Origin of the sequence: Allobosea sp. TWI1241, assembly GCF_039673065.1 — a bacterium.
GTDB lineage: Bacteria > Pseudomonadota > Alphaproteobacteria > Rhizobiales > Beijerinckiaceae > Allobosea.
The window spans coordinates 78,298-100,225 of sequence record NZ_JBDJKW010000005.1; the positions used below are offsets into that span (position 1 = coordinate 78,298).

Below are 21,928 nucleotides of genomic sequence, written 5' to 3' on the forward strand. Positions count from 1 at the left end.
GCCTTCGCGCCGGAACGGCGTGCAGCACGCCTCAGTGCAGGCCGTTCTCGAAACGCATCGCCCCCTCGTTCAGGAAACACGCCTTACTGAACAATCCGAGATCGAGCGGATTCGGCAGCCGGATGTCGGTGAGATCGGGAAACGGCTTGGCGGACGGGTCGTAGGACCGGTCGATCTGCGAGAGGAAGATCAGGATCACGCCCCTCTCTCGGGCGAAGCGTCGCAGCACCGCAACCTGCTCGCTCAACGCAGGCTTGTCGCGCCTCTGATCGAGCAGCTGCAGATAGTCGATCGTCGCAATCGTTCCGGGCGGTGCGCTCGCCAGTTTCGCCGTGATCAGGGACGCGCTGATCTCGTCGGCATCCTCCAGCCGAAAGCGGGGCTCCAAGGCCGATGGTTCGATGCCCATCGCTCGAAACCGCGCGATGACGTCGCCTGCCGTCTCCTCCAGGGTGAAGAGCGCAGCGCTGCGGCCCGCCCTCATCGCGGCCGCCATCAAGCCGAAACCGAACAGGGTCTTGCCCTGCCCCGGCCGTGCGCCCAGCAGGAGCATGTCGCCATGGCTGAGATGCGCCAGCACCCCGCTGACCCTATCGAGCGCCGATGCCTTCGCCACCAGCAGGCTCCAGCGGGCGAAGCCCTCACCGGCGGCGACGCGGTCCAGCGCCGCATGCAGAGGAATTCCCTCTGAACGCGCCAATTGCCTCGCACGATGCCTGAGGCGACGAACCGGAGCGGATAATCTCATCACGAACCTCCTATCGCGGGTGACCGTCGCAATCCCTCCTCATGCGTAGACCCGAATAGTCGGTGAGATGATGGCGAAGCCCTGCACGATGGTGCTGCCCCGGCTGGAGGGGGGAGGCGTGGGCGACGCCTGACGGGAATCTAGCGGAGATTCGCCGGATTGGAAGACGCCAGCCGCATCGTCCACGACGCCCAACCCGGCCCTTCGCGCCGCGGGCAGCTTTAACGTGGGGTGGGCCGGCGACATAACCGGCCAGACACCCCTTAAGCTCAGCCCCGGCCGGCCCAGCGGACGATCTCGATCATCACCTGCGAGAGCGCCCGGTCGAGCGCCTGTGCGGCCGCGCCGCCGTCGCCGGCGACGCTCGGCACGCGCGCGCTGAACAGCTTGGCGCGCTGGATCTTGCCGTTGCGGTCGCCGACCAGCTTGGCGGTGATCTCGACCACGGCCTGGCCGGAGGGCGCGTCGATATTGAAGCTGCGTATGTCGGTATTGAGCTGGAGATCGGGCACGATCCGCTCGCCCGGCCGGCTGACCGAGCCGATGCGGCTGCCGTTCTCGAAGGTCTGGATCAGGCGCGTCTGGACGAGGCGCGGCACCCGGTCGGCCCATTGCGCGCCGCCGAGGAAGGAGAGCGAGCCGCTGCCGTCGCGCACGATCATGCGGTCGGAATCGAGCGCCTGCACCGTCGTCGGCTCGGCGACGATCAGCGTGGCGCGCGAGCCGCCGACCCGGCCGAAATCGCTCGGCGCCGAGAGGTCGAAGGTGGTGGGCGCCGCGCCGCCGCCGCAGCCCGCCAGGGCGAGCGAGACCGCGAGGGCGACGAGGGGAAGGCGAAGGGCGGGCAGTTTGGACATGTCTCGCATCACGATTCCGACCTAACGCATCGGGCCGGGAAGGGAAATCCAGTCCCCGGCGATAAACGATGCAGCGACAGATACGCAGCCCCTCGCCGCCCCCAACGAGCAGGCTGCGGCGATCTCAGCGGGAGCCCCCGTATTGCGGCAGCGGCGGCCGCCCGCCGAAGATGAACTGCTGCGGATTACGCTGCAGGTTGCGCAGCGTCCGGTCGAGATCGGAGAGCGTGCGCCGCCCGTCGGCCGCCAGCGATTCGAAATCGCGCAGGCCCGGGCCGGTAAAGCGGTTGATGCCGGTGGTGATCTCGGCGGTGCGCTTGTCGAGATTGTCGGCGAGCACGCGGATCGACTTGGCGGCGTTGCCGACCTCGGCGAGCGCGCCCTGCCCGTCCTCGGCGTTGAGGAAGGACTGGGCGGCCTTGAGCACGCCCTCGACCTGGTCGGCCGCGCGGTTGAGCTTCTCGGTGATCGAGGCGACCTCGCGCACCGTCTTCGAGACGTCGGCGCTGGAACCGCCGAGGGCCGCGGTGAACTTGTCGATATTGTCGACGATGCCGGCGATCTTCTTCTGGTCGATGGCGCGCACCGTGGCGGTGAGCTCCTCGCTGAGCGTACCCAACTTCTGGGTGAGCGGGCTGATCGTCTCGGCGATCTGGCCGAAGCTCGCCATCAGCTTGTCGACGCCGTCGGCATTGTTGCCGAGCGCGCTCGAGAACTTCTCGACATTGCGGACGGTGGTGCTGATCGAGCCGGCGTTCTCCTTGATCAGCCCGTCCAGGCTGCCCAGCACCTCGTCGGCCTTGCGGGCGACGTTGCGGACCGATTCGATGATGTCCTGGAACTCGGAACGCTCGGCATAGATGGTCGGCAGCGGCTCGCCCGGCTGGGCCTGCAGCACGGCGGCATCCGAATCGCCGCCGATCAGCTGCAGCGCCACGACGCCGGCCAGGCCCTGCGCCTCGATGCGGGCGCGGGTGTCGACGCGCAGCGGCGTGGTGCTCTCGACCTCGATGACGCCGTAGATGCGGCGCGGATCGTCGGGCTGCAGCCCGATCTGCTTGACCTCGCCGACGCGCAGGCCGTTGAACAGCACGCTGGAGCCGCGGCCGAGGCCGGTTACAGAGCCGGTGAACACCACGCGGACATCCTGCTTGCGGCCGGTGCCGGTGCTGCTGAACCAGAAGGCGAAACCGAACATCGCCGCGATCACCGCCAGCGTGAACAGCCCGACAAGAGCGTAATTGGCGCGCGACTCCATGGTGCCGTTCAGGTCCTCATGTCTTGCTTGGGCAGGCGCGCCAGCGCCCGTTCGCCACCGAAATAGGCCTTCAACCAGGGATGGTCCGACGCCAGCATGGTCGCCAGCGGTCCCACCGCGATGACATGCTTGTCGGCCAGCGCCGCGATCCTGTCGCAGGCGACGAAAAGACTGTCGAGGTCATGGGTTACCATGAACACGGTCAGGCCCAAAGTCTGCTTCAGCGTCATGATCAGCGCGTCGAACTCCGCCGCGCCGACCGGATCGAGCCCGGATGTCGGCTCGTCGAGGAAGACGATCTCGGGGTCGAGGGCGAGCGCGCGCGCCAGGGCCGCGCGCTTGATCATGCCGCCCGAGAGCTCGGAGGGCGACTTGTCGGCGGCGTCCGGGTTGAGGCCGACCATCTCGAGCTTGAGCATGGCGAGCTCGTCCATCAGCCGGGGCGAGAGCTGGAGATATTCGCGCATCGGCACCTGGATGTTCTGCTTGACGCTGAGCGCCGAGAACAGCGCGCCGTGCTGGAACATCACGCCGAAGCGGCGCTCGAGCCGGCTGCGATGGCTGCTGTCAAGCTTGTCGACATCCTCGCCGAAGACCTCGATCGTGCCACGCTGCTTGCGCACAAGGCCGAGAATGGTGCGGGTCAGCACCGACTTGCCGGTGCCCGAGCCGCCGACGAAGCCCAGGATCTCGCCGCGCCTGACGTCGAGGTCGAGCCCGTCCATGATGACCTTGTCGCCGAACGCGACCTTGAGGTCGCGCACGCGGATCACCGCCTCCTGCCCGTCCTCGGGATCGGGCTGGGCCGTGCCGGCCTGAAGCTGCGAATCGTCACGCATCGGGATCCGCTCAGAAATTGATCGAGGCGAAGAACATGGCGAACAGGCCGTCGACGACGATCACCATGAAGATCGCCTTCACCACCGAGGCGGTGACCTGCCGGCCGAGCGATTCGGCCGAGCCCTTGACGGCGAGCCCCTCGATCGAGGCGATCAGGCCGATCATGAAGGCCATGAACGGCGCCTTGATCAGGCCCACCGCGAAATGCTTCCAGGTGATCACCGATTTCAGGCGCTCGACGAAGGTGTCGAGCCCGATGCCGCCATAGAGCCAGGAGACCAGCCCGGCGCCGAACAGCCCCGACATGGTCGAGATGAAGGTGAGGATCGGCAGCGAGATCACCAGCGCCATGATGCGCGGCACCACCAGCACCTCGATCGGGTCGAGCCCCATCACCCGCAGCGCGTCGATCTCCTCGCGCATCTTCATCGAGCCGATCTCGGCGGTGAAAGCCGAGCCCGAGCGGCCGGCGACCATGATCGAGGTCAGCAGCACCGCGAGCTCGCGCAGGATCAGGATGCCGGTGAGGTTCACCACGAAGACGGTCGCGCCGAACTGCTGGAGCTGGAAGATGCCCTGCTGGGCGACGATGCAGCCGACCAGGAACGAGATCAGGATGATGATCGGCGCGCCGCTGAAGGCGATCAGCTCGATCTGGTTGACCAGCGAGGGGCCGCGGAAGCGGCGCGGGCCGAGCAGCACGCTGAGGCAGGCGGTCATCACCTCGCCGAGGAACACCGCGCCGCCGACCATGTCGCGGCCGAAGCGCGTCACCGCGCGTCCGACATTGGCGAGGATGTCGACGGGGCCGAGCACGGTACTCGGCGGCTGATAGTCGGCCGGGTTGAGGCTGACCTCCTCCATCAGCGTGGCGTGGGCCGGCTGGCTGGTGGTCAGGCTGACCTCGGCGCCGCCCTCCTGCGCGGTGCGCTCGAGGCGGCGCAGCAGATAGGCGCCCAGCGTGTCGAGCCGGGCGATGCCGGAGAGGTCGAGCTGCGCGGTCGCGACCGCCTGCACGCGCGCGGCGATCTCCGCCACAAGCGGTTCGAGGCGGGGCGCCTGCACGGCCGTCCAGTCCCCGGAGAGGGTGATCGCGAGGGCGCCACTCTCGTCACGATAGGCCGCCTGCGGCTCGGCGTCGTCGGCGACAGCCATGTAGCTCCGTCCGTTCCCCGCGGAAATACTATGCTCGCCCCCGGCCTGTATCGCTGCGCAGACGCGCGATGGCAAGCAGGGCGAGGCCGCTTCCGGCCGCGGCGACCGGAATCATCGCAAAAAACGCGCCGGCCTCGAAGGTGCGGTAGAGATAGCCGGCGAGCACGGTCAGGCTGCCCATGGCCAGGGCGGCAGCCGCGACGAGGCGACCCTGCGCCGCGGCGCGCCGGCCCGCCGGCGCCAGCGCGGACACGGCGGCCAGCGCGCCCATATGCGTGCAGGCGAAGGTGACTCCGTGCAGGAGCTGAAGCAGCACGGTCACGGCGAAGCCGGGCTCCGCCGCCATCAGCCCGAATCGCAACATGGCGGCGAGCCCCCCGAGCGCGATCCAGCGCAGCCCGCCGGTACCGAGCGAAACGATACGCCCGGCGACGAGGAAGACCGCGATCTCGGCGACGACGGCGACGGCCCAGAGCTGGCCGATCTGCTCGTCGCCGATGCCAAGCCGGCGCCAGTGCAGCGAGCCGAAGGCGTAGAGCGCCGCATGGCTGGCGTTGACCAGCGCCGCGGCGAAGATGACGAACCAGAACACCGGCGGAAAGCGCCGGGACGAGGGCGTGCCGCCCTCCCCGGCTGCGAGGTCGAGCGGCGGCGGCCGCGGCGCCTGCAGAGCGGCGAGCGCGGCGAGCAGGCTGCAGCCGGCGAGCACGAAGGGAATCGGCCAGGCGCCGTGGCGGGCGACGAGATAGCCGCCGAGCAGGTTGCAGAGCACGAAGGCGACCGAGCCCCAGAGCCGCACCTTGCCGTAGTCGATGCGCCAGCCGGCGCGCACCTGCGCGGTGGTGAGGATGTCGGCGAGCGGCACCACGCCCGAGAGCGCGACCGCCGCCAGCGTGGTGCCGAGCGCGATCGGCAGCAGCCCGTCGAGCCCCGCCAGGCCGAGATAGGCCGCCGCGGCGCACGCATTGAGCAGGGCGAGCAGCAGGACCGGCGGCAGATGCCGGTCGGCCAGGCCGGTGATCCAGGAGGCGGCGACGACGCGCACCAGGATCGGTACCGCCAGAACATAGCCGATCTCGACGTCGCCGAGCCCCTTGGAGCCGAGCCAGACCGGGAAGAACGGCATGTAGAATCCGATGCCGGCGAAGCTCGTCGCCTGCATCAGCGAGAGACGGCCCGCCAGGAAGGCGGGCGGACCGGCCCGGTTCGGATCAGGGGAGGACATGCCCGCCGCAGCGATTTCTTAAACAATCACCCGGCACCGTGCCGTTTGGGCATCTTGGGGCGGCGCGTCGCGATTCGGCCAGCCCACGGAGAGCAGGCTAGCCATGAGCGATACGCGATCGCTGACTCCGCTCAGCGAGATGGACTACGAGGCCATCGCCGCCGCCGTGATGGAGACGGGGCGCGGCCGCTGGTTCCTCGCCGAATACGCCCGCCGCAACCGCCAGGCCGACACCACCGCCGTGCTCGCGGCGATCGAGCGGCTCGACAGCTTCGTCCGCGAGGCCGCAGGCGGCGGCGAGGCGGGCGGCGAGACCCCCACGCGTCCCGCCGTGGACGACGGCACCGGGCTGAGCGCACATGTGCAGGACTGCACCGCCCGCATTCTCTCCGCCGTCGAGGACATCCAGGAAGCCGCCTGGTCGCTGCGCGAGAGCGGCGGCGCCGGCGAGATCTGCGACCGGATCGACCGGCGCAGCACCGTGATCCATCTGGCGGCCTCGGCGATCGAGGCCGTCGCCGCCCGGCTCGGCCGCCTGCCGGCCCAGCCGGCGCTGCCGATGCCCGCCATGGCGGTCGCCGGCGCGCGTGGCATGGCTCGGCACTCGCCGACCGACCCGGCCGATATCGACGTGGTCGAGGTCGAGACACAGGCGCGCATGCCGCTGACAGACGGCGCGCCTTCGCACCATGCGCGGCTACGGCGACGCGGTAGCTCGCTGGTCAGCGAGCGCGACCTGCTGCTGGCGGAACCGGGCGCCGAGCCGGAGCCCCTGCCCGAGGAGCCGGCGGCGACCTCGGCCAGTGTCGATGTCAGCTATTCGGAAGCCGACCTGCGGGCGATCGGCGCGCTGCCAGTGCAGGACCGGCTGCGCTTCTTCGCCTGAGCGGCCAGGGCGGCCCGTCGCTGCCCGTGCCCGCTCAGCTCTCGCGCTTCAGCGCGCTCTCGTGCCAGCGCCGCAGCAGCAGATGCGAGATCGTGCTGGTCGCCAGGAAGATCGCCACGCCTGTCAGCGAGATCATCAGCAGCGCCGCGAAGACGCGCGGAATCTTGAGCTGGTAGCCCGATTCCAGGATGCGGTAAGCCAGACCCGATTCCGAGCCGCCGGTGCCGGCGACGAACTCGGCGACGACTGCGCCGATCAGCGCCAGCCCGCCCGAGATCTTCAGCCCGGCGAGGAAATAGGGCAGTGCGGCCGGCAGCTTGAGATAGCGCAGCGTCTGCCAGCGCGTGGCGCCGTTCAGCCGGAAATAGTCGACGAGGTTGTGATCGGCCGAGTTCAGCCCGAGGATCGTGTTGGACAGGATCGGGAAGAAGGCGACGAGCCAGGCGCAGATCAGCAGCGACAGGTTGATGTCGCCGGCCCAGATGATGATCAGCGGCGCGATGGCGACGACCGGCGTCACCTGCAGGATCACCGCATAGGGCAGCAGCGCCATCTCCAGCCATTTCGACTGGGTGAACAGCACCGCCAGCGAGACGCCGACGATCACCGCCGCCGCCAGCGCCAGGAAGGTGATGCGCAGCGTGATCAGCAGCGAGCCGAACAGCGTGCCCCAGTCGGCGACCAGCGTTTCGCCGATCAGGACAGGGCCGGGCAGCACATAGGCCGGCACGGCATACCAGCGCACCAGGAACTCCCAGAGGCCGAGCACCACCACGCCGATGGCGAAGGGGGCGAGGATGCGCGGCCAGACCTCGGTCGAGACGCCGAGCACGCGCCGCTCGACGCTGGCGACGGGCCTGGCTTCGGCGTCGGTGCCGTCATGCGGCACGGCAGGCGTGCTCATGAGCCGATCGCCTCCTTGAGCTTGCCGGAGGCGAGCCGGCAGAGCCGCGCGTAATCCCCCGAGGTCCGGAACAGTTCGTCGCGCGGATAGGGCGCGGAGACATCGAGATCGGCCATGACGCGCCCGGGACGCGCCGCCATCACCACGATGCGCTGCGAGAGATAGACCGACTCGAACACCGAATGCGTGACGAAGACCGCGGTGAAGCGCTCCTTCCACCACAGGCCGAGCAGGTCGTCGTTGAGGCGATGGCGGGTGATCTCGTCGAGCGCCGCGAAGGGCTCGTCCATCAGCAGGATCTTGGGGCGCAGCACCAGCGCGCGCGCGATCGAGACGCGCATCTTCATGCCGCCCGAAAGCTCGCGCGGATAGGATTTCTCGAAGCCCTTGAGCCCGACCAGCGCCAGCATCTCGGCGGCGCGGTCGCGCGCCTCGTCGAGCGGCACATGCCGCAGCTTGAGCGGCAGCATGACGTTGGAGAGCGTGTCAGCCCAGGGCATCAGGGTCGGGTCCTGGAAGACGAAGCCCAGCCCCCTGCCCTCGCCGGGCTTGCCGCCCGCTTCCGCCGGCCAGTCGATCGACCCTTCCGAGGGCGCCGCCAGGCCGGCGATCATCCGCAGCAGGGTGGACTTGCCGCAACCCGACGGGCCTAGCAGGCTGACGAACTCACCCGATGCGAGATCGAGATGAACGTCGCGCACCGCGAGCGTGCCGTTTCCGAAGCGCTTGGAAACATGGCGGATGGAAACCAGCGGCGTGCCGTCGCCGACGCCCGACGCCGTACCCGCCGCCGGGCGATTGGAAGACGTGTCCAAACTCAGTGGTCCCGCTCTCTGTTGATCCCGCCGGTCGCGGCCGGCCCTCAGGCCTTGCCGATGCCCTTGTTGACGAAGTCGAGGGTGTAGGCCTTGGCGATGTCGACGCCCGACGGCACCACGCCGGTCTCGTTCATCGTCTTGTAGAAGCGGGCCCAGCGGGCGTCGCTCATCGCGCCGAGGCCGAGCGTCTCGGCGTCGCCCGAGCGGATGATGCCGTACTCGTTCATCACCTTGAGCGCGTAGGCGAGCTTCGCGGCGTCCATGTCGGGATTGTCCTTGAGGATGCGGGCATTGGCCGCGGCGATCCCCTCGCCGCCCTTGATGTACTCAGCCCAGCCCTCGAGCGTCGCGTCGACGAAGCGCTGCAGCACCTCCTTGCGCTCGCCGACCATCTTCCGGGAGGTAGTGATGGTGGTGTTGTAGTTCTCGAAGCCGGCATCGGCGAGCAGGTGCACCACCGGATCGATGCCGGCCTGGCGGATGACATAGGGCTCCGAGGAGAGATAGCCCTGCTGCGTCACCGTCTTGTCGGCGAGGAAGGGGGCCATGTTGTAGGTGTAGGGACGGACCTGCTCGTCCTTGTAGCCGAACTTCTGCTTGAGGAACGGCCAGAAGGCGACACGGCCCTGTGCCGCGATCAGGATCGGCTTGCCCTTGAGGTCGGCCAGCGTGTCGTTGCCCTGCCCCGGATGCGAGATCAGCACCTGCGGGTCCTTCTGGAAGATCGCCGCGACGCAGAGGAAGGGCAGATTCTCGGCGGCGAAATGCAGCGCCTCGAGCGAGTTACCCATGATCATGTCGACGCGGCCGCCCATCAGCAGCTGGGTCGGGTTCTGCTGCGGCCCGCCCGGGCGGATATCCACCTCGAGGCCGTACTTCTTGTAGATGCCGTTGCCCGCCGCGAGATAGAAGCCGCCATGCTCGGCCTGGGCGCGCCAGTTGGTCTGGTAGCTGACCTTGTCGAGCGTCTGCGCGTTGACGCGCGCACCCGGCATCGGCACCAGCATCGAGGCGGCGGTGCCACCGAGAAGACCGAGCGCGGCGCGCCGGTCGAGACGGTACTTCATCGTCATGGCCGTTCCCTTCGGTCTTTGCGGCGGCGGCCGGGCCAGAGGCCTCCCGGGCGGCTCGCCGTTCCGCCCTCTATGCCATGGTGACGGCGCAGGCGGAATGCTTCGCGCGCGGTTTTCACAAGGCAGGGCACGCGTGCAACACGCTTCCTTCGCGCTCCGCCATCGCTATGCTCGCGCCGCTTGCAAGACAGGACGAGACCACGACCATGACCGCGCGCTTCTGGGGCGACCTCAAGACCACCGATTTCGCAGCCCTCTCGCCCGAGCGCACGGTGGCGGTGCTGCCGCTGGCGGCGATCGAGCAGCACGGCCCGCATCTTCCCGTCTCGGTCGACACCTCCGTGATGGACGCGATGCTGGCGCTGGCCATGCCGCAGGTTCCGGCCGGGCTCGATGTGCTGGTGCTGCCGACGCAGGCGGTCTGCAAGTCGAACGAGCACCTGCATTCGCCGGGCACGCTGACCGTCTCGTGGGAGAGCGCGATCCGCAGCTGGCTGGAGATCGGCGAGAGCGTTCGCCGCGCCGGCCTGCGCAAGCTGGTGCTCGTCACCTCCCATGGCGGCAATGTCGACCCGATGAAGGTGGTCGCGCGCGAATTGCGGGTGACGCAGGGCATGGCGGTCGTCACCACCTCCTGGAGCGGTTTCGGCCTGCCCGACGGGCTCTATGACGAATTCGACGCCCGCCACGGCATCCATGGCGGCGATGTCGAGACCTCGCTGATGCTGCATTTCCGGCCAGACCTGGTCGATATGAGCGCGGCCGGCCGCTTCAAGCCGCTGACCGTGACCATGGCGGAAGAGGGCTACGCCCATCTGCGCCCGACCGGCGTGCACGCGCTGGCCTGGATGGCGCAGGACGTCCACCCGTCCGGCGCGGTCGGCGACGCAAGTCTCGCCACGGCCGCCAAGGGCAAGGCGACCGCCGAGCACCAGGCGAAGGGTTTCGTCGAACTCCTGGGCGATCTGGCGCGCTTCCCGCTCGCGACCCTGCACCGGGCCGGCTGAGGCGGCGGCGCGTCACCGGCGAGGCGCGCGGGGACGGCTTGACCTCGACAATGGTTGAGGTCCTATAGGCGCAGGCTCCGCAACCGCCCGCGCCGGAGCCGTCATGCCGCCCGCCTCCCTGTTTCCCATCCATCTCGCGATCATCGGCGGCAGCACGCGCGCAGACGGGGCCGGCGCGGCGATCACCCGCTGGACGCTGGCACAGGTCGCTGGGGACGGGCCGTTCACCGCCGACCTGATCGAAAGCAACGCATCGGCCGCCGCCGATCGCAATGCCCGGCTCGACCGGGCCGACGCCTTCATCGTGGTGACGCCCGAATACAACCGCAGCTTTCCGGCGCCGCTCAAGGCGCTGATCGACGCCGCACGCCACGAATGGCAGGGCAAGCCGGTCGCCTTCGTGTCCTATGGCGGGGTCTCGGGCGGGCTGCGGGCGGTCGAGCAGCTGCGGCTGGTCTTCGGGGAACTCCACGCCGCACCGATCCGCGACGGGGTCTGCTTCGCCCACGCCTCCGACCAGCTCGAGGCGCAGGAACTTCCGCTCGCGACCGAACGGGCCGAGCGCGCCATGGCGACCATGCTGGCACAGCTGCACTGGTGGGCGAGCGCGCTGAAATCGGCGCGGCGGAGCGTGCCCTATGGCCGCTTCGCCGCCTGACGCGATCGCCGCCCCGCCGCAGCGGGGCGGCTGGTCCGTCGCTATTCGCCGGCCTTCAGCGCCGGGGCGTAGATGTCCTTGTACTGCTCGCGCAGCAGGTTCTTCTGGACCTTGCCCATGGTGTTGCGCGGCAGTTCCGGCACCACGAAGACCTGCTTGGGCTGCTTGAACTTCGCCAGCCGCTGTTCCAGCGCGGTGGCGATGCCCTTGGCGGTGATGCTGGCGCCCGGCTTGGCCACGACGACCGCGGTGACGCCCTCGCCGAAATCGGGATGCGGCACGCCGATGACGGCGCTCTCGATCACGCCCTCCATCTCGTCGATCTCGGCCTCGACCTCCTTGGGATAGACGTTGTAGCCGCCGGTGATGATCAGGTCCTTGCCGCGCCCGACGATGTGGACGTAGCCGGCCGGGTCGATCTTGCCGAGGTCGCCGGTGATGAAGAAGCCGTCGGGACGGAACTCGGCCGCGGTCTTCTCGGGGTTGCGCCAGTAGCCCTTGAAGACGTTGGGGCCCTTGACCTCGATCATGCCGATCTCGTCTCGGGCGAGCGCGGCGCCGGTCTCGGGATCGACGACGCGGGCGGAGACGCCGGGCAGCGGGAACCCGACCGTGCCGGCGATGCGGTCGCCGTCATAGGGGTTCGAGGTGCTCATATTGGTCTCGGTCATGCCGTAGCGCTCGAGGATGGCGTGGCCGGTGCGCTCGCGCCAGGCTCGGTGCGTCTCGGCCAGCAGCGGCGCGGACCCCGAGACGAACAGGCGGATATGGGCCGTCGCCGCCTTGGTCAGCCGCTCGTCCTGCAGAAGGCGGACATAGAAGGTCGGCACGCCCATCATGCAGGTCGCCTGCGGCAGGTATCTGAAGACCTGGTCCGGATCGAATTTCGGCAGCAGGATCATCGAGGCGCCGGAGAAAAGGATGGTGTTCGTGGCGACGAAGAGCCCGTGGGTGTGGAAGATCGGCAGGGCGTGCAGCAGCACGTCCTTGCTGGTGAAGCGCCAGTAATCGACCAGCGCCAGCGCGTTCGAGGCGAGGTTGTCATGGCTCAGCATCGCCCCCTTCGACCGGCCGGTGGTGCCGGATGTGTAGAGGATGGCGGCGAGGTCGTCGGCGCCGCGGGCGACGTCGGCGAATTCGGGCGAGGCGGCGAGCCCCTTGTCGGCGAGCGTGCCGGCCGAGACCTCGGGCGAACGCCAGATGCCGAGCGTCTCCAGCTTGGCGCCGGCCTTCTCGGCATAGGGGCGCAGCGCCTCGGCGCGGGCGGGATCGCAGACGAAGACCGCCGGCTCGGCATCGCCGAGGAAATACTCGATCTCGGCCGGGGTATAGGCGGTGTTGAGCGGCAGGAAGACGGCGCCGGCCCGGACGGTGCCGAGATAGAGCATCAGCGCCTCGATCGACTTCTCGACCTGCACGGCGACGCGGTCTCCCGGCTTCACGCCAAGCGCGACGAGCGCATTGGCGAAGCGGGCGGAGACCGCGACCATGTCGGCGTAGCTGAGCCTGCGTCCGTCATCGAGCAGCGCGAAGGGCGCATCGGGGGCGGGAATCCGCGCCCGTACGAGATCGAACAGGTAGTTGCCCATGTTTTCGGGTCCTTTCAGCGTTTCCGAACCGTCCGTCGCGCTCAGCCTGCCGGCGGGCGCAGAAGCTTCTTCACCGCCGACGAGGCGACGACGATGTCGCGGCTGGCGAAGGCTTCGTGATTGGCCTCGATATCGGCGAGTTCATAGCGGTAATTGACCATGACGCCATGCGCTTCCCGCAGGCCGCGCGGCGAGAGGTTGCCGCCGACATTGATCCGCTCCAGCCGCGCACCATTGCCGAGATGGAAGCGCGCCACCGGATCGACGATCCGCCCGGCCGGGCTGCGGGCGCGTAACATGTAGTCGGCCATGGCGTGGCCGAGCAGCTTGTCGCGCCGGGCCCGGCCGGCCTCGTCCAGCGCCGCGACCTCGACCTGCGGCAGGCGCAGCAGCGCCGCCTCCTCCTCGGAGAGGCCGATCGCGCCGGGCTCGTCCAGCGCCCGGCCGAGCCAGCGCGCGAAGCCCGGCACCGGCGACAGGGTGACGAAGACGTCCAGCCCCGGCAGTTCGCGCTTCAAATCCTCGGCGACCTGCTTGATCAGGAAATTGCCGAAGGAGATGCCGCGCAGCCCCTCCTGGCAGTTGGAGATCGAATAGAACACCGCGGTCGTCGCGGACGTCGCCGGCAGCACGGCCCGCTCGTCGCTGAGCAGGTCGTCGATGCGGCCCGGAATCTCGCGGGTCAGCGCCACCTCGACGAAGATCAGCGGATCGTCGATCAGCTGCGGATGGAAGAAGGCGAAGCAGCGCCGGTCGCCGGGTTCGAGCCGGCGGCGCAGATCGTCCCAGTCGGCGATGGCGTGCACCGCCTCGTAGCGGATGATCTTCTCCAGCACATTGGCCGGGGTGCGCCAGTCGATGCGGCGCAGCACCAGGAAGCCGCGATTGAACCAGGAGGCGAAGAGATGGCGGAAATCGGCGTCGACCGCCGCCAGCGCCGGCTCCTCCTTCATCGCGGTGAACAGGCTCTCGCGCATGCGCACCAGCACGCGGGTGCCGCCGGGCGCCAGGTTGAGGCGCCGGAACAGCTCCTGGCGGCGCGGTTCGGAGGCCAGATGCAGCGGGCCGGCATCGCCGTCCTCGCGATAGGCTTCGAGCGCGGCGGCGAGGCGCTCATGGTCCGGGCCGAAATGGGTGAGCAGCAGGCGGAAGAAGCCGAGGCGGCCCTCGGCGTCGAGCCGGTCCCATTCGTCGAGCACGGCCTGCGCCAGCGCCATGCCCGAGGCCTCGCCACGACCGGACAGCAGGTCCTCGCAGAGATCGGCGAGCGGCCGGCGCCGGCCGCTGCCCGTGCGCTCGAAGCCGATCAGCGCGCGGCCGCGATCCGCCACCGTCGTCAGGAGATCGCCGAGAAACGCCATGCCTGCCCCCATCCGAGATCCGGCCCGCAGTCTACGAGGTTTCGTCCCGCAAACGGAAGGCGGTCACGTCAGCGCAGCAGGCTCCAGGCCTTCAGGAAGAAGTCGGGCGCGCCGAAATTGCCGGATTTGAGCGCGACCACCAGCTCCGGCCCCTCGACCACGCGGGTCCACGGCACGCCGGGATCGATCTCGGGGCCGATTTCGAGCGTGCGGATCGACAGTCCCTGCACCACGGCGCCGGAGGTCTCGCCGCCGGCGACCAGCAGGCGGGAGACGCCGCCTGCCACCAGCCGGCGCGCCAGCTCGGCGAAGGCCTCCTCGACGATGGCGCCGGCACGCTCGCGCCCGAGCTTCTGCTGCACGGCGGCGACCTCGGCCGGATCGTCGCTGGAATAGACCAGGAAGGGCTTGTCCTGCGGCTGGGCGAGCGCCCAGTCGGCCAGTTCGGCCGCCGTCTGCGTGCCGGAGGCCAGCGCCAGCGGATCGACCTTCAGCGCCGGGATTCCGGCCTCGAGCGCCTGGCGGATCTGGCCACGCGTCGCAGTCGAGCAGCTGCCCGAGATGATGCCGGGGCGGCCCGCGGCGGCGGCGAGATGGCTCGCTGTCTCGCGGTTCGGCAGCAGGCCGGCCTTGCGGAAGTTCTCCGGCAGGCCCATCGCGATGCCCGACCCGCCGGTCAGCAGCACATGGTCGGCGATCGCGGCGCCCAGCACCATGAGATGGTCGTTGTCGAGCGCGTCGGTCACGACATAGCGCCTGCCGTCCTGCTCGAGCTCGGCGAGGCGCTTGCTCACCGCGTCGACGCCCTGCTTCACGGTAGCGTAGGAGACGAGCCCGACCGGATGCTTCGCCTGCGCGCCCATCAGCCGGACGAGGCTGGAATCGCGCATCGGGGTGAGCGGATGATCCTTCATCGAGCTCTCGTGCAGCGGCACCTCGCCGACGAAGAGATAGCCGTTGAAGATCGAGCGGCCATTGGCCGGGAAGGCCGGACAGACGATGGCCTGGCGGGCGCCGAGGCGCTCCATCAGCGCATCCGCGACCGGGCCGATATTGCCGCGCTCGGTCGAATCGAAGGTCGAGCAGTATTTGAACAGGATCTGGCGGGCGCCGGCGGCCAGCAGGGCCTCGCAGGCGGCGAGCGAATCGGCGATCGCCTCCTCGACGGGGTTGGTGCGCGATTTCAGGGCGACCACCACCGCGTCGGCGTCCGGCAGGCTGGCACCCTCGGCCGGTGCGCCGATGACCTGGACCGTGCGCATGCCGGCGCGGTTCAGCATCAGCGCGACGTCTGTCGCGCCCGTCATGTCGTCGGCGATCACACCCAGAAGCATGGTTCGGCACTCTCTATTCAGGCTCGGGCGCCGGCAGAAGGACGCCTCAGGAATCTTGCATACCAGAATCGCGCGGCGGAGCGACAGCCCCGCCATGGCGCGACGCCATGCGCCGGCCGGCTGACCGGCCTGCGCGGTGCCGAGCATAGCCCTGCCGCGATCAGGCGCTAGACTGCCGCCAGACGCCATCTCGCCGAGGACCGCCTGCATGTTCACCACCCGCCCCGAAATCCTCGGCACCTTCGGCGTCGTGACCTCGACCCACTGGCTCGCCAGCGCCAGCGGCATGGCGATGCTGGAAAAGGGCGGAAATGCCTTCGACGCCTGCGCCGCCGCCGCCTTCGTGCTGCAGGTGGTCGAGCCGCATCTCTGCGGGCCGGCGGGCGACATGCCCGCTATCTTCCACGCGGCGAAGACCGGCCGCACCGAGGTGCTCTGCGCGCAGGGGCCGGCGCCGCAGGCCGCGACCATCGCCGCCTACAAGGCGCTCGGAATCGACGTCATTCCCGGCGACGGACTGCTCTCCACCGTGATCCCCGGCGCCTTCGGCGGCTGGATGACGCTGCTGCGCGACCATGGCCTGCTGCCGCTGCGCGAGGTGCTGGAACCGGCGATCGGCTATTATGAGAACGGACACCCGCTGCTGCCGCGTGTCAGCGATACCATCGCCGGGCTCACCGCGCTGTTCAGCGGCGAATGGCGCAGCTCCGGCGACGTCTACCTGCCCGGCGGGGCCGTGCCGGCCGGGCGCAGCCTGTTCCGCAACGTCGCGGCGGCCGAGACCTACAAGCGCATCCTGCGCGAGGCGGAGGCCGCCGGACCGGACCGCCAGACGCAGATCCAGGCGGCGCAGGACGCCTGGTACAAAGGCTTCGTCGCCGAGGCGATCGACGCCTTCTGCCGCGGCACGGAGGCAATGGATTCGACCGGCCGGCGCCATCGCGGCCTGCTGACCGCCGATGACATGGCCGGCTGGACGCCACATTACGAGACACCCGCCAGCGTGCGCTATCGCGACTGGGAGGTGTTCAAGATCGGCCCCTGGGGCCAGGGCCCGGTCTTCCTGCAGACGCTGAAGATCCTCGAGGGCATCGACCTCGGCACGATGGGGCCGGCAAGCCCGGAATTCACGCATTACGTCACCGAGGCGATGAAGCTCGCCTTCGCCGATCGCGAGGCCTATTACGGCGACCCGGATTTCGTTGACGTGCCGCTGGAGACGCTGCTCTCGGACGCCTATGGCGCCACGCGCCGCGCCCAGATCGGCGAGATGGCCTCGCTGGAGATCCGCCCCGGCCTCGTTCCCGGCTTCGAGGCGCAGGTAGAGCGGGCGCGCGCCGCCTTCCGCATCGCCGGCGAGAACGGCGCGACCGGCGGCGCGACGGTCGGCGAGCCGACGCTCGCCGCCATGGTCGCCTCGTCGCGGCGCGGCGACACCGTGCATATCGACGTGATCGACCGCTGGGGCAACATGATCGCGGCGACGCCCTCCGGCGGCTGGCTGCAATCCTCGCCGGTGATCCCCGAACTCGGCTTCCCGCTGAACTCGCGGGCACAGGCCTTCTTCCTCGACGAGGGCCTGCCCTCCTCGCTGGCGCCGGGCAAGCGGCCGCGCACCACGCTGACCCCGACCCTCGCCTTCGAGGACGGCGCGCCGCGCCTGGCCTTCGGCACGCCGGGCGGCGACCAGCAGGAGCAGTGGCAGCTCGGCATGTTCCTGCGCCGGGTGCATCACGGGCTGAACCTGCAGGAGGCGATCGACCTGCCGCTGTTCCATACCCAGCATTTCCCCTCGACCTTCTATCCGCGCGAGGCGCGGCCGGGGCACCTCACGGTCGAGGAGAGCATCGGGGCTGCCGCGATGGCCGAGCTTGCGCGGCGCGGCCATCGGCTGGAAAAGGCTCCCGCCTGGACGGTGGGGCGACTCACCGCCGCCGAGAAGAGCGCCGACGGCCTCTTGCGCGCGGCGGCGACGCCCCGTCTCATGCAGGCCTATGCCTGCGGACGCTGAGGAAGAGTACTGATGACCTGGTCCATCGTCGCCCGCGACGCCGCGACCGGCGCCTATGGCGTCGCCGTCTCCACCTGCGCCTTCGCGGTCGGCGCTCGCGTCCCGCATGGTGGCGGCCGCCTCGGCGCGCTGGCGACCCAGGCCTTCACCAATCCGCTCTATGGCGTCGACGGGCTGACGCTGCTGCGCGAGGGGCGCTCGGCGGTTGAGGTGATCACGATCCTCACCGGCTCGGACGAGGGCCGCGCCCATCGCCAGCTGCACGTCATCGACCGCGACGGGCGCACCGCCTCCTTCACCGGCAATGCCTGCGTCGACTGGTGCGGGGCGGTGGACGGGCCGCAGGTCTCGGTGGCCGGCAACATGCTCGCCGGCCCCGAGGTCGTCGAGGAGACGCTGAAGGCCTATGTGAAGCACTCGGCCCTGGATTTCGACGAGCGGCTGCTGGTCGCGCTCGAGGCGGGCGAGAAGGCCGGCGGCGACAAGCGCGGCCGCCAATCGGCCTCGATCCGCATCTGGACGCAGGATCCGGTGCCGGCCATGGACATCCGCGTCGACGACCATGCCGACCCGCTGAAGGAGCTGCGCCGGCTCTGGCGCGTCGCGCATCAGCGCCATCTGCCCTACCAGCATTTCGCGCCGTCGCGCGCCCGCAACGCCGTCCCGCCGGAGCAGGCGGAGATCGACCGCTACTGCACCGACTACGCCGCGTCCTGGAACGCCCGCCATCCGGAATGACGGCGCGGCTGCGCCGTCCTCGGAGCATCATGACCGGGGCGCGCCCGGCCATGCGGTGGCTGCGCAGGCGGCAGCGCTAGGTCAGCCGGCCGCGTGCCGCGACAGGGAGCTCGCCCACCAGCCTGTCGCCGCGCACGGTGACGAGCTTGTCCACCATGTTCACCACGACGCAGACATGGTTCGGCACGATGCGGACGATCTCGCCGACCTCTGGCCGCTCATTGCTGCCGGAAAGGTCGAGGAAGCCGTGCTCCTCGGCGAACTTGGCGATCTTCGCCAGCGGGTATTCGAGGATGAGCCCGTGGCCGTCGAGCCCGCCGCTGTCGCTGGTCAGGGTCTTCGAGCCGGAATCGAGGATGCCGCGCTCCGGCCCTGCCCGGCTGACCACGGTGGCGTAGACGGTCAGCGCACAGTCCTCGATCCCGGCGACGCCGGCTGCGATCTGCATGCGGTCGTTGAAGATCGAGGTGCCGGCGCGGTGCTCGGTGGCGCCCTTCAGCTTGCCGATATTGGGGATGTTGGGCGAGCCGCCGGTCGAGACGATGCGCGCCTCCAGCCCGGCATCGCGCAACCCGGCATTGGCGGTGTCGAGGAAGACCTGCGTCGCCTCCCAGCCATCCTCCGGCGGATACATCAGGAAGCCGGCGAAGGAGAGCCCCTTGGACCCCGCGATCATTTTGGCGAGCGCGACCGCCTCGCCGGGCGTCTCGACACCGGCGCGTTTGCGGCCGCTGTCGCATTCCACCACGACCTCGAGGTCGCGCCCGGCGATCTCCGCCGCCTGCGGCAGACCGGCGATGGTGACGGGGTTGTCGGCGGTAGCGATCACCCGGACGCGGCGCTGGAGATGGCCGAGCCGCCCCAGCTTCTGCTCGCCGAGCAGGTTGTAGCTGATCAGGATGTCGTCGATCCCGCCATCGGCCATGATCTCGGCCTCGCCGAGCTTCTGGCAGGTGATGCCGCGCGCACCGGCGGCGATCTGCTGGCGGGCGAGCTCCGGCGACTTATGGGTCTTGATGTGCGGGCGGTTGGCGACGCCGGCGGCGTCGCAGGCGGCCTGCAGCCGGGCGATGTTGGCCTCGACCTTGTCGAGGTCGATGACCACGGCCGGCGTGCCGTGGATGCGGGCGATCTCTTCGGCGAGCGGCGTCGTCACGGCAGGATCCTCACGATCGCTTCGATCTCCACCGTCATGTTGTTGGGCAGCGAGCCCATGCCGACGGCAGAACGGGCATGACGGCCATTGTCGCCGAGCACCGCGACGAACAGGTCAGAGCAGCCGTTGATCACCTTGGGATGGTCGGAGAAGTCCGGCACCGCGTTGACCATGCCGAGCAGCTTCACCACCTCGACCTTGTCGAGCGAGCCCGCGGCCGTCTTCATCGCCGCGAGCAGGCCGAGCCCGGTCTGCTTGGCATGCTCATAGGCCTCCTCCAGCGAGACGTCGCCGCCGACCTTGCCGGTCGGATAGGTGCCGTCGGCACGCTTCGGTCCCTGCCCGGAGAGATAGACCATGTCGCCGACGCGCTTGAAGCTGACATAGGTCGCGACCGGGTTCGGCACCTGGGGCAGCGTCAGGCCCAGGCTGCGGAGCTTCTCGTCGGCACTCATCGTTCTCTCCCTTTCGTCCGTCTTCAGAGGTCGCGGACCATGTAGCGGGCCGCATCGTCATAGCTGGCGAGTTTGCGGGCAAGCCGCTCGTCCTGCAGGTCACGGAAGCCCTGGCGCTGCCAGAAGCCCGTCGAGCCGCCGACCGCGACCAGCGCCATGCGGGCGAACCCCGCCTCGGCGGCATGGCCCGCGAGCCGGGCGACGGCCGCGCCGGCGGCGCCACCGCCGCGCGCCTGCGGCAGCAGGGCGATGTCGTGGATGTAACAGGCGTCGGCATCGCCCGGCAGCGCACCGAGCAGGCTGTCGAGCGCCGGCACCTCGCCGAGGCGCCAGGGATGGCTCAGCACATAGCCGCCGATCTCCTCCCCCCGCGCCAGGACGAGACAGCCCTGCGGATGCAGCGCCAGCCGCTCGGCGAAGACCGGCTCGCCCTCGGGATAGTCGGGATGGACCTCGGCGGCGACGCGCGCGACCGCCGGCAGGTCGGCGGCGGCCATGGCGCGCCAGGCAAAGGGAGATATCGTCATCACAGCAACCGGGCAGCGTGCCCGGGACCGCCCCGGACATGTCGCGCCGCCTGTTCTACCGGCTTTGGGGGATTCGCGCGCCGGTGGATGCCGCCGCGCCCGGCCGCGCTCACGCCTGGAGCTTGCGGAACTTGCCGCTGCGCTTCGGATGCCACCAGGCGCCCTTGAGCACCACGCCTTCCGAAACGATCTTGCGGTCGCCTATCAGGTGCTCGCCGACTACGTCGACATAGTCGAACCGGCCCTCCTTGACGGTGAGGATGGTGGCATCGCCCAGCGAGCCGACCCTGAGCGAGCCGTATTCGGGCCGCTTCAGCGCCATGGCGGCGTTCACCGTCGAGGCGGCGATGACGTCGTTGAGCGCCATGCCCATGCAGAGGAACTTCGACATGGTGGTGACCTGGTCGAAGGCCGGGCCCTCGATGCAGAGCTTGTGCACGTCCGACGAGATCACGTCCGGCTCGAAGCCGTTGGCGAGCATGGCGCGCGTCGTCTTGAACGAGAACGAGCCCTTGCCGTGGCCGATGTCGAAGATCACCCCGCGCTTGCGGGCGGCGACGACCTCGGGCTTCACCGTGCCCTGCGCCGTGCAGGGCGCGTTCGGGAAGGGGCGGAAGGCGTGGGTCAGCACGTCGCCGGGGCGCAGCATCGCCAGAACCTCCTCATAGGAGGGCGGCGGATGGTCGATATGGCACATCAGCGGCATGCCGACCTCGTCGGCGACCTGCAGGGCGATATTGAGCGGCACGGTGCCGGAGGTGCCCGAGGCGTGCAGGCCGACGCGGACCTTGATGCCGACGATGTAGTCGCGGTTGGCGTCGGCGACCGCGGCGCAGTCGATCGGGTTCATCAGGCGTAGATCGCCGCTCTCGCCGACCATGACGCGATGGTCGAAGCCGTAGATGCCGGCATGCGAGACGTGGAGATAGGCGAGGATGCGGGCCTGGCTCGGCTCGATGACGTGCTTGCGGAAGCCCGCCCAGTTGCCCGGCCCGGCCGAGCCGGTATCGACCGAGGTGGTGACGCCGGACATGCGGCAGAACTCGTCGGCGTCGATGCCGAGCGAGGTGCCGCCCCAGTAGACATGGGTGTGCAGGTCGATCAGGCCCGGGGTGACGATATAGCCGGAGACGTCGCGGATCTCGCGGGCGCCGGTCAGGTCCTTGCCGAAGCCGGAGACCTTGCCGCCGGTGAAGGCGATGTCGGCGACGCCGTCATGCTTCTGCGACGGGTCGATGACGCGCCCGCCCTTCAGGATGAGATCGTGGGTCATGCTGGCTCCCGGCCTGTGGTCCGTCGTGCCCGCCGTTCGCGTCGGCCGGGCATCT

Annotated in this window: 21 protein-coding genes; 5 read left to right on the plus strand and 16 right to left on the minus strand. The window is 69.6% G+C overall.

Going from position 1 to position 21,928, the window contains the following annotated elements; all coding sequences use genetic code 11:
* Positions 1-31: 31 nt before the first annotated feature.
* The 6 genes from ABE438_RS08605 to ABE438_RS08630 all read right to left on the minus strand — a co-directional run bounded on the left by ABE438_RS08605 (position 32) and on the right by ABE438_RS08630 (position 6,083).
* Positions 32-748 carry a DNA helicase gene (locus tag ABE438_RS08605; RefSeq protein WP_346502187.1) on the minus strand — a complete coding sequence of 239 codons (717 nt, stop codon included), beginning with the start codon at positions 746-748 and terminating at the stop codon, positions 32-34.
* A 269-nt stretch (positions 749-1,017) separates the two neighbouring features.
* Positions 1,018-1,605, minus strand: a complete 588-nt coding sequence (locus ABE438_RS08610; RefSeq protein ID WP_346502188.1) for an ABC-type transport auxiliary lipoprotein family protein — start codon at positions 1,603-1,605, stop codon at positions 1,018-1,020.
* Between the two features lie 124 nt (positions 1,606-1,729).
* The gene (locus ABE438_RS08615; RefSeq protein ID WP_346502189.1) at positions 1,730-2,863 is read right to left on the minus strand and encodes an MlaD family protein; all 1,134 of its coding nucleotides are present in this window, start codon (positions 2,861-2,863) and stop codon (positions 1,730-1,732) included.
* Between the two features lie 8 nt (positions 2,864-2,871).
* Complete coding sequence (locus ABE438_RS08620) at positions 2,872-3,702, minus strand: ABC transporter ATP-binding protein (RefSeq protein WP_346502190.1); 831 nt, start codon at positions 3,700-3,702, stop codon at positions 2,872-2,874.
* Positions 3,703-3,712: 10 nt separating this feature from the next.
* Positions 3,713-4,858, minus strand: coding sequence for an ABC transporter permease (locus ABE438_RS08625; protein ID WP_346502191.1), 1,146 nt, complete (start codon positions 4,856-4,858; stop codon positions 3,713-3,715).
* Positions 4,859-4,886: 28 nt separating this feature from the next.
* Entirely contained in the window at positions 4,887-6,083 is a 1,197-nt protein-coding gene (locus ABE438_RS08630; protein WP_346502192.1) for an MFS transporter, read from the minus strand.
* A gap of 103 nt (positions 6,084-6,186) precedes the next feature.
* Here ABE438_RS08630 and ABE438_RS08635 point away from each other — a divergent pair, with 103 nt between their 5' ends.
* On the plus strand, positions 6,187-6,969 hold the full coding sequence (locus tag ABE438_RS08635) for a hypothetical protein (RefSeq protein ID WP_346502193.1): 783 nt from the start codon (positions 6,187-6,189) through the stop codon (positions 6,967-6,969).
* Positions 6,970-7,003: 34 nt separating this feature from the next.
* Here ABE438_RS08635 and ABE438_RS08640 read toward each other — a convergent pair whose 3' ends face one another.
* Genes ABE438_RS08640 through ABE438_RS08650 form a run of 3 tightly spaced genes read right to left on the minus strand, consistent with a single transcriptional unit; the run spans position 7,004 to position 9,764 of the window.
* Positions 7,004-7,873 carry an ABC transporter permease gene (locus tag ABE438_RS08640; RefSeq protein ID WP_346502194.1) on the minus strand — a complete coding sequence of 290 codons (870 nt, stop codon included), beginning with the start codon at positions 7,871-7,873 and terminating at the stop codon, positions 7,004-7,006.
* The gene (locus ABE438_RS08645) at positions 7,870-8,694 is read right to left on the minus strand and encodes an ABC transporter ATP-binding protein (RefSeq protein WP_465248592.1); all 825 of its coding nucleotides are present in this window, start codon (positions 8,692-8,694) and stop codon (positions 7,870-7,872) included. Before ABE438_RS08645 ends, ABE438_RS08640 begins: the two co-directional genes overlap by 4 nt.
* Positions 8,695-8,735: 41 nt before the next feature.
* A complete protein-coding gene (locus ABE438_RS08650) occupies positions 8,736-9,764 on the minus strand; it encodes an ABC transporter substrate-binding protein (protein WP_346502195.1) in 1,029 nt (342 codons plus the stop codon).
* A 206-nt stretch (positions 9,765-9,970) separates the two neighbouring features.
* Here ABE438_RS08650 and ABE438_RS08655 point away from each other — a divergent pair, with 206 nt between their 5' ends.
* Together ABE438_RS08655 and ABE438_RS08660 are read left to right on the plus strand one after the other, a co-directional pair.
* Positions 9,971-10,771, plus strand: a complete 801-nt coding sequence (locus ABE438_RS08655) for a creatininase family protein (RefSeq protein WP_346502196.1) — start codon at positions 9,971-9,973, stop codon at positions 10,769-10,771.
* A gap of 103 nt (positions 10,772-10,874) precedes the next feature.
* Positions 10,875-11,429 carry an NADPH-dependent FMN reductase gene (locus ABE438_RS08660; protein WP_346502197.1) on the plus strand — a complete coding sequence of 185 codons (555 nt, stop codon included), beginning with the start codon at positions 10,875-10,877 and terminating at the stop codon, positions 11,427-11,429.
* A 41-nt stretch (positions 11,430-11,470) separates the two neighbouring features.
* On the opposite strand, the gene ABE438_RS08665 is transcribed toward ABE438_RS08660, so the two are convergent.
* The 3 genes from ABE438_RS08665 to otnK form a co-directional block, all read right to left on the minus strand.
* On the minus strand, positions 11,471-13,018 hold the full coding sequence (locus ABE438_RS08665) for a malonate--CoA ligase (protein WP_346502198.1): 1,548 nt from the start codon (positions 13,016-13,018) through the stop codon (positions 11,471-11,473).
* 41 nt (positions 13,019-13,059) lie between these two features.
* Complete coding sequence (locus ABE438_RS08670) at positions 13,060-14,379, minus strand: malonyl-CoA decarboxylase (protein ID WP_346502199.1); 1,320 nt, start codon at positions 14,377-14,379, stop codon at positions 13,060-13,062.
* Between the two features lie 68 nt (positions 14,380-14,447).
* Positions 14,448-15,713 carry a 3-oxo-tetronate kinase gene (gene otnK, locus ABE438_RS08675; RefSeq protein WP_346502200.1) on the minus strand — a complete coding sequence of 422 codons (1,266 nt, stop codon included), beginning with the start codon at positions 15,711-15,713 and terminating at the stop codon, positions 14,448-14,450.
* Between the two features lie 208 nt (positions 15,714-15,921).
* On the opposite strand from otnK, the gene ABE438_RS08680 reads away from it, so the two are divergent.
* Positions 15,922-17,724 (plus strand): gamma-glutamyltransferase family protein, encoded by a 1,803-nt coding sequence (locus tag ABE438_RS08680; protein WP_346502201.1) that lies wholly within the window; start codon positions 15,922-15,924, stop codon positions 17,722-17,724.
* A gap of 12 nt (positions 17,725-17,736) precedes the next feature.
* A complete protein-coding gene (locus ABE438_RS08685; protein ID WP_346502202.1) occupies positions 17,737-18,462 on the plus strand; it encodes a DUF1028 domain-containing protein in 726 nt (241 codons plus the stop codon).
* Positions 18,463-18,538: 76 nt separating this feature from the next.
* On the opposite strand, the gene ABE438_RS08690 is transcribed toward ABE438_RS08685, so the two are convergent.
* From ABE438_RS08690 to ABE438_RS08705, 4 genes are all read right to left on the minus strand, one after another.
* Positions 18,539-19,618: a D-TA family PLP-dependent enzyme gene (locus ABE438_RS08690; protein WP_346502203.1), complete on the minus strand. Its 1,080-nt coding sequence runs from the start codon at positions 19,616-19,618 to the stop codon at positions 18,539-18,541.
* Positions 19,615-20,073, minus strand: coding sequence for a RidA family protein (locus ABE438_RS08695; protein ID WP_346502204.1), 459 nt, complete (start codon positions 20,071-20,073; stop codon positions 19,615-19,617). Before ABE438_RS08695 ends, ABE438_RS08690 begins: the two co-directional genes overlap by 4 nt.
* A 23-nt stretch (positions 20,074-20,096) precedes the next feature.
* Positions 20,097-20,600 carry a GNAT family N-acetyltransferase gene (locus tag ABE438_RS08700; RefSeq protein ID WP_346502205.1) on the minus strand — a complete coding sequence of 168 codons (504 nt, stop codon included), beginning with the start codon at positions 20,598-20,600 and terminating at the stop codon, positions 20,097-20,099.
* Positions 20,601-20,709: 109 nt separating this feature from the next.
* The gene (locus ABE438_RS08705; protein WP_346502206.1) at positions 20,710-21,873 is read right to left on the minus strand and encodes an amidohydrolase/deacetylase family metallohydrolase; all 1,164 of its coding nucleotides are present in this window, start codon (positions 21,871-21,873) and stop codon (positions 20,710-20,712) included.
* Positions 21,874-21,928 lie beyond the last annotated feature (55 nt).